This window comes from Chungangia koreensis, assembly GCF_042651785.1.
Lineage (GTDB): Bacteria > Bacillota > Bacilli > Bacillales_A > Planococcaceae > Chungangia > Chungangia koreensis.
Genome location: NZ_JBHSEC010000002.1, coordinates 101,840 through 116,803, shown reverse-complemented (window position 1 = coordinate 116,803; position 14,964 = coordinate 101,840). Strand labels below are relative to the sequence as shown.

Below are 14,964 nucleotides of genomic sequence, written 5' to 3'. Positions count from 1 at the left end.
GGAGGTGACAATAGTGGCAACAGTATTTGAACGTGTAACGAAAGTAGTGGTCGACCGTCTTGGTGTTGAAGAAGGCGACGTGAAAATGGAAGCATCATTCCGTGATGATCTTGGAGCAGATTCTCTTGATGTAGTTGAACTCGTCATGGAATTGGAAGATGAATTCGACATGGAAATTTCCGATGAGGATGCAGAAAAGATTGCAACAGTCGGTGATGCAGTCAATTATATCGAAGGTAAAGTGAACTAATTCGACAATAGAGACACTCCCCTTTATAAAAAAGGAGGGAGCGTCTCTTTTTCCGTTTTGCAGTGCGGCTAAAGAAAGGGTAAACTATAGTGAAGAAACTATCGAAAGGCAGAATCGTCCATGAATGTTAAGCGAAAAGGAAATGGACCCGGGAAAGAACAATATCCCGAATCAGTCCGTAAAAAATTTATTGAATTCCAAAGTAAGATGGGAGTCCAATTTGAACATATCGATTTGTTATATCAGGCTTTTACCCATTCATCTTATGTGAATGAGCATCGGCGGAAACTCTTTACGGATAATGAACGCCTTGAATTTTTAGGGGATGCTGTACTTGAACTTGCAGTGTCCAAATACTTGTTCCAGAGGTACTCTTCTATGAGTGAAGGTGAAATGACAAAATTGCGTGCAGCGATCGTCTGTGAGCCATCACTTGTTATTTTTGCCAATGAATTGAACTTTGGTGAGTATGTCCTTTTAGGGAAAGGTGAAGAGTTGACTGGAGGAAGAACAAGACCGGCCTTATTAGCCGATGTGTTTGAATCCTATATCGGTGCATTATATTTGGAACATGGGCTTGAGGCAGTGATTTCATTTTTGGAGAAGGTAGTATATCCGAAAGTAGAAACGGGTGCTTTTTCGCATGTGATGGATTATAAAAGCCAATTGCAGGAGTTAATCCAACAAGGGAACAATGGTTCACTGACTTATGAAATAGTTGAGGAAAGCGGGCCGGCACATAGTCGGACGTTTGTTTCCCGAGTGTTATTGGATGGTAAAGAGCTTGGAAACGGCCATGGAAAATCTAAAAAAGAAGCGGAACAACATGCAGCCCAAACGGCCATCAAAGAGATTAAACAGCAGAGTAAAAGTCAGGAGGGGTAAGTTTGTTCCTGAAGCGATTAGAAATTGTCGGTTTTAAATCATTTGCCGATCGGATTGGAATCGATTTTGTTCCGGGTGTTACGGCAGTTGTCGGACCGAATGGCAGTGGCAAAAGTAATGTAACTGATGCCATCCGTTGGGTATTAGGTGAGCAATCAGCTAAATCTTTGCGGGGCTCTAAGATGGAAGATGTCATCTTTGCTGGAAGTGAATCGAGAAAGCCGCTTAACTATGCAGAAGTAACTTTGATCTTGGATAACAGCGACAGCAGAATTCCGATCGATTTTAGTGAAATTAGCGTCACCCGGAGAGTGTTTCGTTCGGGTGACAGTGAATACTTATTGAATAAACAGTCTTGTAGACTTAAAGACATAACCGATTTGTTCATGGATTCTGGTTTAGGAAAGGAAGCTTTTTCAATCATTTCCCAAGGCCGGGTCGATGAAATTTTAAACAGCCGGGCGGAAGACCGCCGTACAATTTTTGAGGAAGCTGCTGGTGTTTTGAAGTATAAGCAGCGGAAAAAGAAAGCGGAACATAAGCTTTTTGAGACTGACGACAATTTGAACCGTGTACTTGATATTTTAAGGGAATTGGATGATCGATTGGAGCCGCTTAAGATGCAAGCCTCCGCAGCTTCCGATTTTTTAAGTATGTCTGCAGAATTAAAAGATATTGAGATCGCATTATTAGGGCAAGACGGTCAACGGTTATCGAATGACCTTCTTCAGTTGACGGAAGAATTGAAGACTCATAGTAAAAACGAACAAGATTTTGCGGCGAAGATTTTATCGAAGGAAGAGGAGCTTTCAGAAATTAGAAAGCTTTTGTCAACAATCGATCAAACAATTGAGCAAGCCCAAGGTGAGCTTGTTGAAGCAAGCTCTGAAGTGGAACGTTGGGAAGGCAGAAAACTACTTATGGCTGAAAAACGCCAAAATGCTGATGAAAAACTGCAAGCTCTTACTGCGAACAGTGAAGATGAAGAAGTAAAGCTGAATCAATTTTCAATGAGAATTGAAGAGGACTGTCAAGCTTTGGAAAATCGCCAGTCAGAATTGTCTGCCATCCGGAAGGAAATGCGTGACATCGAAGATTTATTGAAACGTTCGGCTTCCGAAATTGAAGATGAGATTGAGGAACAAAAAAGTATCTACATCGAACGCTTGAATGAGGAAGCGACTGTCCGAAATGAAATGAAGCATATTGAACAGCAGATGATCCAGCAGAATGAGGCATCGAAACGAATGTCCAGCCGTTCGACTGAGGTCTACGAAGAACTTAAGCAGATAAGTACAGAACGGTCACGGAAAGAAAATGAACTTTCGGAAATACAGGAGCGGCTTCAAAAGAAATTAGAAGATTTTCAAGTATGCCAGCAGCAGTTGGAGAATGAAAAAACGTCACTTGATGAGAAACAGGAAATGCTCTATAAAGCCTATCAGCTTCAGCATCAGCTGAAAGGCAGAAAAGAAACACTCGAGGAACTTGAAGCGGACTTCTCCGGTTTCTATACTGGGGTTAAAGAAATTTTAGTGGCAAGGGAAAAAGGAGAATTGACTGGCATTGACGGAGCTGTCGCTGAATTGATCCAAGTGGAAGGCGAATATGCCAAAGCACTTGAAACCGCATTAGGTGCCGCACTCCAACATATCATCACAGATACGGATGAAAGCGCGCGGAAAGCCATTCTTTGGTTAAAGTCTAAGCGCGTAGGGCGCGCAACCTTCCTACCGCGGACCACGATGAAATCGCGCAAAATCCAGCCATCCTCACTTGCTCCGATCAAAAGTCATCCTGCTTTTATAAATACGGCAGATGAACTTGTTACTGTAGAGCCGAGATATAGAGACATTGTCGAGAACCTTTTGGGCAATGTCATTGTTGCAAAGGAACTGAAAGGCGCTACACAAATTGCAAAAGCATGCGGGTATCGGTACAGGGTTGTCACAATGGATGGGGATGTAGTGAATGCTGGTGGTTCCCTGACAGGGGGCGCTGTCAAACAGCAATCATCCTTATTCTCACGGAAAGCCGAACTCGAGCAATTGACCGGGAAACTCATTTCTCTAGAAAGCACGATTCAAAGCGCCGAAACTGCAGTGTCCGATCTTAAAGCTTCGGTTGCCGATTTGACTGCAAAGTTGTCCGTTCTGCGTACGGAGGGTGAGGAACTCCGCAAGCTTGAAATGGACATCGCTTCTGCATTACGCGAGTTGGGGACAGCAGAGAAATCGTTGAGGGATCGCGTATCATTGTTTGAATCGGAAAAAAATGATGCTACGGGTCTTCAAAGCAGTTTAGAAGAACGTAAGGCGGAAGCTGAAAAGAGACAGACCGAGTTAAAATCCGAATTGAATGAAATTAATCATTCGATTGAAAAGCTTACCCTTCTTAAAAATGAAAGCCAAGCGAAGCGTGATGAAATGACAGAAACCTTCGCCGAACTTCGATCTAAAGCTGCTGTTTTACAAGAGCAAGTAAGCAATTTGCGTCAACAAATTGCCCATTCTGAACAGGAACAATCGGCAACAAAAACCCGCTTAGAGAGAATTTCTCAGGAAATGGCTTGGTTCCAGAATGGGGAAGGGGCGAATGGGCCGACAGAAGAAGAGATATCAACCGCAATTCTGAAATGGCAGAGTGAAAAGGACCGTTTGACGAACAAGATTTCGAACGGTAAAGAAGAACGCACCAAAGAACAAGAACGTATGGAAAAAATGGAACTGAAACTGAAAGAATTGCAACAAATCCATAAAATTCATGCGGATGCAGTGCGTTCATGTGAAATAAGACAAAACCGTTTAGAGGTTGAACGTTCTACACTGGCGGCAAAGCTTGAGGAGACATATGAACTATCAATTGAAGAGGCAGCTGGACATACGTTAACTCTTCCGGAAGATGAAGCAAGAAGGACAGTCAAATTGCTGAAACAGTCTATTGATGAACTTGGTCCAGTCAATTTAGCTTCAATTGAAGAATATGACCGTGTTTCAGAGCGTCATGTGTTCCTGACTGAACAACGGGAAGACTTACTCGAAGCAAAGGAAACTTTATACCAGACCATCTCTGAAATGGATGAAGAGATGATTACAAGATTTGGCGAGACTTTCTATGCGGTAAGAAGAGAATTCCAAAGTGTATTCCGTGAACTTTTCGGAGGCGGTCATGCCGATTTAGTACTGACGGATCCGGAGCTCCTGCTTGAGACAGGTGTGGATATTGTGGCATCGCCACCAGGCAAGAAGCTTCAGAATATGAGTCTTCTTTCTGGGGGAGAACGGGCGTTGACCGCGATTGCTTTATTGTTCGCGATTTTGAATATACGGCCAGTGCCGTTTGTCATTCTCGATGAAGTAGAGGCTGCACTTGATGAAGCGAATGTTCTTCGTTATAGCAGATATTTGAGGAAATTTAGCGGGGAAACCCAGTTCATCGTAATCACCCATCGGAAGGGTACGATGGAGGGTGCGGATGTCCTATATGGAATCACGATGCAAGAATCAGGGATTTCTAAGTTGGTATCAGTTAAACTTACTGAAGAAGCTGAAGTGTTAGTCACATAAAGGAGAGAATGAATGTGAGTTTTTTTCAAAAACTGAAGCAGAAAATTACCGGACAGGGAGATTCCGTAACCGATAAGTTTAAAGACGGTCTGTCAAAAACGCGGAATCAATTCACGTCAAAGGTAAATGATTTAGTGGCAAGATATCGTAAGGTTGATGAGGATTTTTTCGAAGAGTTGGAAGATGTCCTTCTCCAAGCGGATGTCGGTTTTGACACGGTCATGGAATTGATGGACGCTTTGCGTTTTGAAGTGCAGCGCAAGAATATTAAAGATACAGCGGGAATCCAATCGGTCATCTCCGAAAAGCTTGTTGAGATTTACGAATCCGGCGAATCTGACTCCATTGAATTAAATATTCAGGAGAGTGGCCTGACTGTAATTTTGCTGGTTGGCGTGAATGGCGTTGGAAAAACGACAACCATTGGAAAGCTGGCACATAAATTTAAATCTGAAGGTAAGAACGTCCTGCTTGCTGCTGGGGATACATTCCGTGCAGGTGCAATTGACCAATTAGTAGTTTGGGGAGAGCGCGTAGGTGTCGAAGTAATCCGCCAAGCAGAAGGTTCTGATCCGGCCGCTGTCATGTATGATGCAATTCGTGCGGCTAAAAACCGCAAAGCTGATATTCTCATATGTGATACTGCGGGGCGGCTTCAAAATAAAGTCAATTTGATGAAAGAACTTGAAAAAGTTCATCGTGTCATTTCTCGGGAAATCGAAGGTGCCCCACATGAAGTATTGTTAGCTTTGGATGCTACAACTGGCCAAAATGCCTTAATCCAGGCACAAACCTTCAAAGAAGCCACCAATGTAACAGGGATTGTATTGACAAAGCTCGATGGGACGGCAAAAGGTGGAATCGTACTGGCTATTCGCAGTAAACTAAAGATTCCTGTCAAGTTCGTTGGATTGGGTGAGAAGATGGACGATCTCCAACCGTTTGATGCTGAAAAATATGTTTACGGGCTATTTGCTGAAGGGCTTGAGAAAGAAGCAGAGGCCGAAGGCGATAAGGAAGAAGATAGCAAGTAATTTTACTTGACAGCAAAATAGCATCAGGATACAATGTTAAAGACTATTTAGCATGGGGGAGTGGCGGATGCAATTAGAAAAGACAACGCGCATGAACTTCCTCTTTGACTTTTACCAAGCTTTATTGACGGAAAAGCAACGGAGCTATATGGAATATTATTATTTGGATGATCTGTCCTTAGGAGAGATCGCAGAAGAATATGAAATATCCAGGCAGGCTGTTTATGATAATATCCGGAGAACTGGTGCTATGCTGGAGGAATACGAGAGAAAGCTAATGCTTTTCGAGAAATTCCAGCACCGGAAAGCAATTATTAATGAACTGGCAGAAAAAGTGAAATCCGGAAATGCAGAACCGGCTGAAATGCTCGAATTGATTGACCGATTAAAAGAATGGGATTAGGAGGCGGCAGGCATGGCATTTGAAGGATTAGCCGAGCGGCTGCAAGGCACTATCCAAAAAATCAAAGGTAAAGGGAAAATTTCCGAAGCAGACGTCAAGGAAATGATGAGGGAAGTCCGTTTTGCATTGATCGAAGCGGATGTTAACTTAAAGGTTGTCAAAGACTTTGTCAAACGCGTGAGTGAACGGGCGGTTGGGCAAGAAGTGATGACAAGCCTTACCCCAGGCCAACAGGTTATTAAAATCGTAAAAGATGAGTTAACCGAATTGATGGGCGGGGAACAGTCTTCGATTCAATTTGCCAAGAAACCACCGACGGTTATTATGATGGTCGGTTTACAAGGGGCAGGTAAAACAACTACTTCCGGTAAGCTTGCAAATTTACTTAGAAAAAAATACAACCGAAAACCGTTGCTTGTGGCTGCTGACGTATACCGCCCAGCGGCTATCCAGCAACTTGAAACATTGGGTAAACAGCTTAGTTTACCTGTCTTCTCGATGGGGACAGATGTTTCGCCGGTTGAAATTGTTCGACAGGCTCTGGAAAAATCGAAGGAAGATCACAATGATGTGGTCATCGTCGATACAGCAGGTCGACTTCATATTGACGAAGAACTGATGCAGGAGCTTAAGGATATTCGGGAGCTTAAGCAACCGGATGAGATTTTCCTTGTTGTCGATGCAATGACAGGTCAAGACGCTGTTAATGTTGCCCAAAGTTTCAATGAAACTCTCGGTATTACCGGAGTCGTCTTGACGAAGCTTGACGGCGATACACGCGGTGGTGCAGCTTTATCTATTCGTTCAGTCACTGAAAAACCGGTCAAATTTGTCGGTATGGGTGAGAAGATGGATGCTTTAGAACCATTCCATCCAGATCGGATGGCGTCCCGTATTTTAGGTATGGGCGATGTCATGACCCTGATCGAACAAGCGCAGGCCACAGTCGATGAAAGTAAGGCGAAGGAACTGGAAGAAAAGTTCCGGACACAGAGCTTCACCCTTGATGATTTCGTTGAGCAACTTCAACAAGTCAAAAAGATGGGGCCACTTGATGAAATACTGAAAATGCTTCCTGGGGCCAATAAAATCAAAGGGCTTGAAAATGCAAAAGTGGATGAAAAACAGATGGGGCGTGTCGAGGCGATCATCTATTCCATGACCAAACAGGAAAAAGCAACACCTGAAATGATCAATTCAAGCCGGAAAAAACGGATTGCGAAGGGGTCAGGGACTTCTATTCAGGAAGTGAACCGTCTGTTAAAACAGTTTGAAGAAATGAAGAAAATGATGAAACAAATGTCAGGTATGACAACAGGCAAGAAGAAAAAACGCATGCCTGGTTTAGATTCACTTTTCAGATAACTAATTTAAATTGGACTTTATTCGAAAAAAATAAGGTGTTAAGAAAAAACACTTTACAAACATCAAAAAGCTTGCTATTATACTATCTTGTGTGAAACTATTCGGAGGTGCAATAAACAATGGCAGTAAAAATTCGTTTAAAACGTATGGGTGCAAAAAAATCACCTTTCTATCGTATTGTTGTAGCAGATTCTCGTTCTCCTCGTGATGGACGTCAAATCGTAACAGTGGGCACTTACAATCCACTTACTTCACCGGTTGAAGTTAAAATCGATGAAGAATTGGCTTTGAAATGGCTTCAAAATGGTGCTCAACCATCTGACACAGTACGTAACTTGTTCTCTCAACAAGGCATCATGGAGAAATTCCATAACTCTAAAATCAGCAAATAATCGGAGGCGTCTGTATGGAGCAGCTGATCCAAACGATTGTTAAACCTTTAGTTGATCATCCGGAAGAAGTCCGAATTGAAAAGGACGAAAATGCTAGCCGTATCGTCTATAAGCTTTCTGTCCATCCTGAAGATATGGGGAAGGTCATTGGAAAGCAAGGAAGGGTCGCGAAAGCAATCCGGACGATCGTTTACTCAGCAGCAAACAGTCACCATAAGAAAAAGACATTTGTCGATATTTTGGATTAAGAAAAAGGAGGGAGCCCGTGTTCCTTCCTTTTTTGTTAGGGGGTTTTTCATGTGAAATGGTTTAATGTAGGGAAAATCGTCAATACACATGGCATTAGAGGAGAAGTCCGCGTCATCTCTCGTACAGACTTTCCAGAGGAGCGTTATGCTGTAGGGAACGTCCTGGGCTTTTTTAAACCGGGTTCGGACAAGCCAATCCTGTTGACCGTCGCAAGTCACAGAGTGCATAAGAATTTTGATCTTCTAACATTTGAAGGATATCCGACGATTAATGATGTTGAACCGTTAAGGGACGGCGTTCTGAAGGTATCAGAGGATCAACTTTCAGAGTTGGAAGAAGATGAATTCTACTTTCATGAAATCATCGGCTGCCAAGTCGTTGGTTTAGAAGGGGAAGAAATTGGGACGATCACTGAAATTATTCAAACTGGAGCAAATGACGTCTGGGCGGTAAAAGGAAAAGAGAAAACTCATTATATCCCGTATATCGAAGACGTTGTAAAAGAAGTAAATATAGATGAGAAGAAAATCACGATTGAAGTGATTGATGGGCTGTTATGATGAAAATCCATGTACTCTCCTTATTCCCGGATATGTTTGAGGGTGTCTTCGGTTCATCAATTTTAAAAAAGGCTCAAGAAAAAGGGGCAGTTGAGCTTTCTGTAATGGATTTCAGGCAGTTCGCTGTCGGTAAACATAATCAGGTAGATGATTATCCTTACGGCGGAGGAGCTGGTATGGTATTGAAGCCCGAACCGTTCTTCAGTGCTGTGGAATCTCTAACGGAAGGTAGACAAAAACCCCGGGTCATCTTAATGGATCCACAAGGGGAACGTTTTTCACAAGCAAAGGCAGAAGAGCTCGCAGAAGAAGAAGAACTCATTTTGCTTTGTGGCCATTATGAAGGTTATGATGAACGGATCCGACAGCATCTTGTGACTGATGAGATTTCAATTGGAGACTTCATATTGACAGGTGGCGAACTGGCAGCGATGACAATTGTCGATAGTGTTGTCCGCCTTCTGCCAGGGGTTCTCGGTAATGAAGATTCACCGGTTAAGGATTCTTTTTCAACCGGCTTGTTGGAACACCCGCATTATACAAGACCCGCTGACTTTAGGGGGATGAAAGTGCCGGATGTATTGCTTTCCGGAAACCATGCGATGATTGACCGATGGAGAGAAGAGCAATCGATCCTTCGCACATTTGAACGCAGACCCGATTTGCTGGAAAATGCCCCGTTATCCGATCATCAGAAAAAGTACTTGGAGCAATTGAAGAATCAAAATAGTTAAATTGAGAGTTATTGCAGCTAATTTCGCTCGCCGCTTTGTGGAGGGCTCCCGCCGTAAGCCTCGGTGACTTAATCGTCACCAGTCTTACGTCTCCGCCTTCCCCTTGCGAGGCGACTCGCTGGTGTTGGCTAAACAATAATTATAATCATTCATCATAATTTTGCGAAATAGTACAGGCGCTTCCGCTTCGCGAGGCGCTCAATATGTAAAAGGAAGAACTATAGGGAGAGAGGATTGCGAAGACTCCTTAGAGGAAGGCGTCCTAAGTTCGCCACGTCCTGTGGCAACGGACGCATGACCCGCATCGTGCGGGCCTAAGCAATCCTCCCTCCCGGATTCCGAAGGAAACTATATAGATAACTTCCGATAATATAGTAATTGGTGCTTGCACGCTGACACGCAATGTGTTAACATCTATTTTGTACTTCTATGCGAAGTGCATAATTACGGTGTTCCGCTGCAGCAGAAAAAGCGTGTATGAGCATCTGTATAAGGAGAGAAAACGATGCAAAACATTATTTCAGAAATCACGAAAGAACAGCTTCGTACTGATCTTCCTGCATTCCGTCCTGGTGATACAGTACGCGTGCACGTGAAGGTTGTTGAAGGAACTCGTGAACGTATCCAGCTTTTCGAAGGCGTTGTTATTAAACGTCGTGGTGGCGGAATCAGCGAAACTTTTACAGTCCGTAAAATCTCTTACGGTGTAGGCGTTGAGCGTACATTCCCTATACACACACCAAAAATCGCTAAGCTTGAAGTTATTCGTCGCGGTAAAGTTCGTCGTGCGAAATTGTACTACTTGCGTAACCTTCGTGGTAAAGCAGCACGTATCAAAGAAATTCGATAATCTTGTACTTCCAGAAAAGGACCTGGCTTTTAGTGCCAAGTCCTTTTCTTTTCTATTTTTTTGTTTAAGCGTTCTACATAAAAGGATACAGTAGAAGTAGCATTCTTTTCTTTTTGATTGTCTGGAAAATACACTGTACAATTAAGAAGAGAAATACCTGGGAGGCGTTTGGATGACACAAGATATCGAAGAGAAAAAACCGAAAAATGAATTTTTAGAGTGGACGAAAGCGTTATTGATCGCCTTCGGATTGGCAGCTTTAATCCGATACTTCATCTTTACGCCGATTGTAGTAGATGGAGAATCGATGATGCCGACTCTTGAACACGGGGATCGGATGATTGTCAATAAAATCGGCTATTCGTTGGGAGAGCCTGACCGATTTGACATTATCGTATTCCATGCACCCGAACAGAAAGATTACATAAAACGGGTAATCGGTCTTCCAGGGGACACGGTTGAATATAAGAATGATCAACTAATTATTAATGGGAAAGAATATGATGAACCCTATCTGGATGAATATAAAGCAGAGGTGACTGAAGGTACGCTAACTGAAGACTTCACACTGATGGATGTCATTCAAGAAGAAAAAGTTCCTGCTGGCCACGTATTTGTGATGGGTGACAATCGACGGAATAGTAAGGACAGCCGGCATATCGGGGTTATAGCGATTGACGAAATCATCGGCAATACAAGTTTTGTATTTTGGCCGGTCGAGGACTTCGGAATTGTAAAATAAGAAAGTAGGTTTATATATGACGATCCAATGGTTTCCCGGACATATGGCGAAAGCCAGAAGGGAAGTAACCGAAAAACTAAAGTTGGTCGACATTATTTTTGAGTTGATCGACGCTCGGCTTCCATACTCTTCGAGAAATCCAATGATTGACGAAGTAATCCAACAAAAGCCGCGTTTACTTATTTTGAATAAGTCGGATATGGCAGATGAAGCCGAAACGAAAAAATGGATTCGTTATTTTGAAGAGAACGGTCATATGGCCGTTGCCATAAATAGCTTTGAAAGTAAGGATTTAAAAATTGTAACGAAGGCAGCACAGGAAATTTTGACAGAAAAATGGGAACGGATGAAGTCCCGTGGAATGAAGCCGAGAGCGATCCGGGCAATGATTGTAGGAATTCCTAATGTAGGAAAGTCGACTCTCATTAATAGGCTGGCAAAGAAGAATATAGCGAAAACAGGCAATACGCCAGGTGTCACGAAAGCACAGCAATGGATCAAGGTAGGGAAAGAAATCGAGCTATTGGATACGCCGGGTATATTGTGGCCGAAGTTTGAAGACCAATCAGTCGGTTACAAACTCGCTTTGACAGGTGCGATTAAAGACACGATCACAAATATGGAAGATTTAGCGATTTTCGGACTCCATTTTTTAGAGGTGCACTATCCGGAACGTTTAGAGAAACGATTTAAAATCTCAGCGATTGATGAAAAAATTGCCAATACCTTCGATCATATCGGCAGGCTCCGAGGGAAAGTCAAAGGTGGAGAGACCGATTACGACGCCGTTGCTGAGCTAATCGTCCGAGATATCCGTAATGAGGAATTAGGAAAGTTAAGTTTTGATTTTGTAGAGGAACTTGAAGGATAAAGCCTTTTTTGCCTTGTGCAAAAGAGGTTTCTTTATTTTGCCTGTAATAAGCCGATATAGAGTACAGCAGGAAGAATTGGGGAAATGCTAGTATGAAAAGTGTGAAAGAAATCCAACAACTTTTGCAAGAATTCGATGAATGGCAAGAGTGGATGGAAGAGTTGAAAACAGACGGTCGCTCCGGCGTCCAGAAGGCGATAGAGAGCTGGAGTCGGCGGTATAAACAAAGGAATGCCGTAAGGGTGGCACATCTGGAAAAAGAACGTTTTGATCATTCATTTCGTAATGAGATCAATCGATACATAGCAGGAGTGGATGAGGCTGGGCGTGGACCGTTAGCGGGTCCTGTAGTGACGGCAGCAGTCATTCTTCCTGAAAATACAGAAACCCTTCTTGGTCTGAATGATTCAAAACAGATTCCTAAAGAAAAACGTATGGCATTTGCATCAGAAATCAAAAGAATCGCGGTATCCTATGCTGTCCACTTCCAACCTTCTAAAGTTATTGACGAACTTAACATTTACGAGGCAACTAAACGATCCATGACAGAGTCGGTACTATCCTTAAATACATCTCCACATGTCGTATTGGTGGATGCGATGAAGCTGCCATTGCTCATGAGGACAGAATCGATCATCAAAGGTGATGAAAAAAGCTTGGCAATCGCAGCCGCTTCCATACTTGCAAAAACCGCAAGGGACGAATATATGGAACAACTCGATAAATTATATCCTCATTACGGATTTGCAAAAAACATGGGCTACGGTACGAAAGAACATTTAGCGGGTCTTGAGAAGTTCGGTCCAATCTCTGAACATAGAAAGAGTTTTGAACCGATTAAATCGAATTATAAGGGGTGATTACAATGAATATGGGCCATTTCCCAGGTATTAGTCCAGTACGGCCAATACAACAGCCACAACCGCTCGTGCTGAAACAGGGACAGGTATTCCATGGAACCGTTCAACAACTTTTCCCTGAACAAACAGCAGAAGTAGCGGTAGGTGGACATAGGCTGGTGGCGAAAATGGAAGTCCCTCTTAAAGCTGGCGATTCCCATTATTTTGTTGTGACCTCTACCACTCCGGAAATTCAGCTGAAAATTGCAGGTGATCCTGTTAGTCAACATCCGACCGATATGAAGCAAATTGGCCTGCTCGCCCAAGCATTAGGGTTGCCTAATACGAAAGAAATGAATACACTCCTGTCCATGATCGTCAGTAAGCAAATTCCGATGACAAATGAACAGCTTCTAATGGCCGAGTCTTGGCTGAAATCATTGCCACCTGAACAACTTAGCAGTGCCCTGTTGGCGTTGGAAAAGATGGTTTCTTTGAAAGTGCCATTCACGTCTCAAGCATTCCAATCAGTTTTAGGAGGATTAGACAAATCTGGACTACTTTCACTAATCGGTAATCTCTCGAATCAGCTGCATCAAGAACAACAATTACCACTATCGGACCGACAACGTTTAATGAATACATTAGGAAATATAGCAGAACCCATCCGTACTCAAACCGCAGTTTCATTATTAGCAACTTCAGCATTAAATTTAACCTTAAGTGGCGAGGCGGCTGTATTCAACACATTAAAACAGAGTCATATACTTCCAACTACTGCCACAATGTCTAATTGGTCAGTGGAAGTCTTATCAACGAGTGGAAAACTGCCTGATGAATCTTTAGGAAAGATGCTTAAACAAATCCTATTATCTGAACCGAAAAATTCCAGCCAATACATCCGCCAGTACAATCAAACAATCGAATCATTGAATCTGCCGGAAAACCTGAAAATAGCAGATCAATCCGTGTCTTCTACTATGATTAAAGAGCTTCACCAGAACTTGGTTAAGGCATTGAGCGGACCAGAATTACAGCAAAACGAAACTGTTATGAAGCATTTATTGTCTTTGTTTGGTATGGACGAACAGGCAGACCCCGGACTGCCCAAATTGAATAATCTACTCCAAGCTTTTCAAGATGCGGATGACTTTAAAATGAGGCAATTACTGCAACAAGCGATGCAAAATACTGAAAACACTATTGATGGCAAGGTTTTCGAAACGGTCATCAAAAACGTACTGAAAACTATGGGATTAGGTTATGAACACAGCTTAAACGGGAAAACATTCGATCCTTCGGTTATCGATCAATTAAAACCACAATTGCTTTCGCTTATTCAACATCCGGCAACTTCTGCACAGTTGAAAGAAAGCGCAGAGCATATAATATATCGTCTGAATGGTGCTCAATTGTTATCCGCGGAGTCAGGTCACCAACAGCAAATTGTGATGCAAATTCCACTGCAATTTTTCGGCAAGAAGATGGACGCAACCCTCAACTGGACCGGCCGTATGAAAGAAGACGGTAAAATTGATTCTGAATATGTCCGTGTACTCTTTTATTTGCAACTATCGTTCCTAAAGGAAACAGTGGTGGATATGGCGGTACAAAACCGTGTGGTGACCATCAATGTATATAATGAGGCGGAAGGGCTTATGAGGGCAGCAGAGCCGTTTCGTGAGGCACTGAAGGAAGGTCTTGCTGCGGCAGACTACAGACTATCAGGTCTTACTATAAAAACGTTTGCTGAGCAATCAACAACAGTGAAGAAAAAACCTTCAGACCCTGTGAAAGGGGTGGATATCCGGATATGAAGGATCATCAATACAAAAGAAAAGAAGCCGTAGCTCTTTCCTATCAATCGGAACAACAGGATGCCCCAAAGGTAATAGCGAAAGGGAAGGGAAAGATAGCGGAAAATATTTTAGAAAAAGCAGCAGAACATGGCGTACCCGTTCAAGAAGACGCCAGTCTCGTGGAATTGTTAGGGAAGCTGGATATTAACGAATCGATTCCAGAGGAGCTCTACCAAGCAGTTGCAGAAGTATTCGCTTTCGTCTATCGGCTCGATAAAGAACATGGATCTCGTCAAAAGTAATCGGCATGTCTTTGGGACATGTCGATTATTGTCGTGTTCAATCCAAAGCCCTTTTTATTTGATTTATAGAGACTTCGGTTTTCTGAAAATAACAACTACTTATAATTTGAAAACGCTTAAAAG

Annotated in this window: 15 protein-coding genes and 1 pseudogene; all 16 read left to right on the top strand. The window is 42.8% G+C overall.

The window, feature by feature from the left end:
• Window positions 1-13 precede the first annotated feature (13 nt).
• The 16 genes and pseudogenes from acpP to ACFOZY_RS02145 all read left to right on the top strand — a co-directional run bounded on the left by acpP (window position 14) and on the right by ACFOZY_RS02145 (window position 14,841).
• Complete coding sequence (gene acpP, locus ACFOZY_RS02220) at window positions 14-250, top strand: acyl carrier protein (protein WP_378151794.1); 237 nt, start codon at window positions 14-16, stop codon at window positions 248-250.
• A 207-nt stretch (window positions 251-457) separates the two neighbouring features.
• A complete protein-coding gene (rnc, locus tag ACFOZY_RS02215) occupies window positions 458-1,135 on the top strand; it encodes a ribonuclease III (RefSeq protein WP_378152199.1) in 678 nt (225 codons plus the stop codon).
• 2 nt (window positions 1,136-1,137) lie between these two features.
• The gene (gene smc / locus ACFOZY_RS02210; protein WP_378151792.1) at window positions 1,138-4,701 is read left to right on the top strand and encodes a chromosome segregation protein SMC; all 3,564 of its coding nucleotides are present in this window, start codon (window positions 1,138-1,140) and stop codon (window positions 4,699-4,701) included.
• 14 nt (window positions 4,702-4,715) lie between these two features.
• Complete coding sequence (ftsY, locus tag ACFOZY_RS02205) at window positions 4,716-5,735, top strand: signal recognition particle-docking protein FtsY (protein ID WP_378151789.1); 1,020 nt, start codon at window positions 4,716-4,718, stop codon at window positions 5,733-5,735.
• A 67-nt stretch (window positions 5,736-5,802) separates the two neighbouring features.
• On the top strand, window positions 5,803-6,138 hold the full coding sequence (locus tag ACFOZY_RS02200) for a putative DNA-binding protein (RefSeq protein WP_378151787.1): 336 nt from the start codon (window positions 5,803-5,805) through the stop codon (window positions 6,136-6,138).
• Window positions 6,139-6,150: 12 nt separating this feature from the next.
• A pseudogene (gene ffh, locus ACFOZY_RS02195) lies at window positions 6,151-7,497 on the top strand (signal recognition particle protein); the annotation flags it as partial.
• Window positions 7,498-7,622: 125 nt separating this feature from the next.
• Window positions 7,623-7,895, top strand: a complete 273-nt coding sequence (gene rpsP, locus ACFOZY_RS02190) for a 30S ribosomal protein S16 (protein WP_378151785.1) — start codon at window positions 7,623-7,625, stop codon at window positions 7,893-7,895.
• Window positions 7,896-7,909: 14 nt separating this feature from the next.
• The gene (locus ACFOZY_RS02185) at window positions 7,910-8,143 is read left to right on the top strand and encodes a KH domain-containing protein (RefSeq protein WP_378151783.1); all 234 of its coding nucleotides are present in this window, start codon (window positions 7,910-7,912) and stop codon (window positions 8,141-8,143) included.
• 51 nt (window positions 8,144-8,194) lie between these two features.
• Window positions 8,195-8,704, top strand: a complete 510-nt coding sequence (gene rimM, locus ACFOZY_RS02180) for a ribosome maturation factor RimM (RefSeq protein ID WP_378151781.1) — start codon at window positions 8,195-8,197, stop codon at window positions 8,702-8,704.
• The gene (gene trmD / locus ACFOZY_RS02175) at window positions 8,704-9,438 is read left to right on the top strand and encodes a tRNA (guanosine(37)-N1)-methyltransferase TrmD (protein WP_378152197.1); all 735 of its coding nucleotides are present in this window, start codon (window positions 8,704-8,706) and stop codon (window positions 9,436-9,438) included. Before rimM ends, trmD begins: the two co-directional genes overlap by 1 nt.
• A 505-nt stretch (window positions 9,439-9,943) precedes the next feature.
• The gene (gene rplS, locus ACFOZY_RS02170) at window positions 9,944-10,288 is read left to right on the top strand and encodes a 50S ribosomal protein L19 (RefSeq protein WP_378151779.1); all 345 of its coding nucleotides are present in this window, start codon (window positions 9,944-9,946) and stop codon (window positions 10,286-10,288) included.
• A 172-nt stretch (window positions 10,289-10,460) separates the two neighbouring features.
• A complete protein-coding gene (gene lepB / locus ACFOZY_RS02165) occupies window positions 10,461-11,030 on the top strand; it encodes a signal peptidase I (protein ID WP_378151777.1) in 570 nt (189 codons plus the stop codon).
• A 16-nt stretch (window positions 11,031-11,046) separates the two neighbouring features.
• Window positions 11,047-11,901, top strand: a complete 855-nt coding sequence (ylqF, locus tag ACFOZY_RS02160) for a ribosome biogenesis GTPase YlqF (protein WP_378151775.1) — start codon at window positions 11,047-11,049, stop codon at window positions 11,899-11,901.
• Window positions 11,902-11,993: 92 nt separating this feature from the next.
• Complete coding sequence (locus ACFOZY_RS02155; protein WP_378151772.1) at window positions 11,994-12,761, top strand: ribonuclease HII; 768 nt, start codon at window positions 11,994-11,996, stop codon at window positions 12,759-12,761.
• 5 nt (window positions 12,762-12,766) lie between these two features.
• The gene (locus ACFOZY_RS02150; protein WP_378151770.1) at window positions 12,767-14,557 is read left to right on the top strand and encodes a hypothetical protein; all 1,791 of its coding nucleotides are present in this window, start codon (window positions 12,767-12,769) and stop codon (window positions 14,555-14,557) included.
• The gene (locus tag ACFOZY_RS02145) at window positions 14,554-14,841 is read left to right on the top strand and encodes an EscU/YscU/HrcU family type III secretion system export apparatus switch protein (RefSeq protein ID WP_378151768.1); all 288 of its coding nucleotides are present in this window, start codon (window positions 14,554-14,556) and stop codon (window positions 14,839-14,841) included. Before ACFOZY_RS02150 ends, ACFOZY_RS02145 begins: the two co-directional genes overlap by 4 nt.
• The last annotated feature ends 123 nt before the right edge of the window (window positions 14,842-14,964 follow it).

Excerpts from the sequence above, each read along its gene's own strand:
- rnc (WP_378152199.1), top strand. The coding sequence starts at position 458 with ATGGGAGTCCAATTTGAACATATCGATTTGTTATATCAGGCTTTTACC.
- ACFOZY_RS02150 (WP_378151770.1), top strand. The coding sequence starts at position 12,767 with ATGAATATGGGCCATTTCCCAGGTATTAGTCCAGTACGGCCAATACAA.
- rplS (WP_378151779.1), top strand. The coding sequence starts at position 9,944 with ATGCAAAACATTATTTCAGAAATCACGAAAGAACAGCTTCGTACTGAT.
- rpsP (WP_378151785.1), top strand. The coding sequence starts at position 7,623 with ATGGCAGTAAAAATTCGTTTAAAACGTATGGGTGCAAAAAAATCACCT.
- lepB (WP_378151777.1), top strand. The coding sequence starts at position 10,461 with ATGACACAAGATATCGAAGAGAAAAAACCGAAAAATGAATTTTTAGAG.
- ylqF (WP_378151775.1), top strand. The coding sequence starts at position 11,047 with ATGACGATCCAATGGTTTCCCGGACATATGGCGAAAGCCAGAAGGGAA.
- ACFOZY_RS02185 (WP_378151783.1), top strand. The coding sequence starts at position 7,910 with ATGGAGCAGCTGATCCAAACGATTGTTAAACCTTTAGTTGATCATCCG.
- trmD (WP_378152197.1), top strand. The coding sequence starts at position 8,704 with ATGAAAATCCATGTACTCTCCTTATTCCCGGATATGTTTGAGGGTGTC.
- ACFOZY_RS02155 (WP_378151772.1), top strand. The coding sequence starts at position 11,994 with ATGAAAAGTGTGAAAGAAATCCAACAACTTTTGCAAGAATTCGATGAA.
- ACFOZY_RS02145 (WP_378151768.1), top strand. The coding sequence starts at position 14,554 with ATGAAGGATCATCAATACAAAAGAAAAGAAGCCGTAGCTCTTTCCTAT.
- ACFOZY_RS02200 (WP_378151787.1), top strand. The coding sequence starts at position 5,803 with ATGCAATTAGAAAAGACAACGCGCATGAACTTCCTCTTTGACTTTTAC.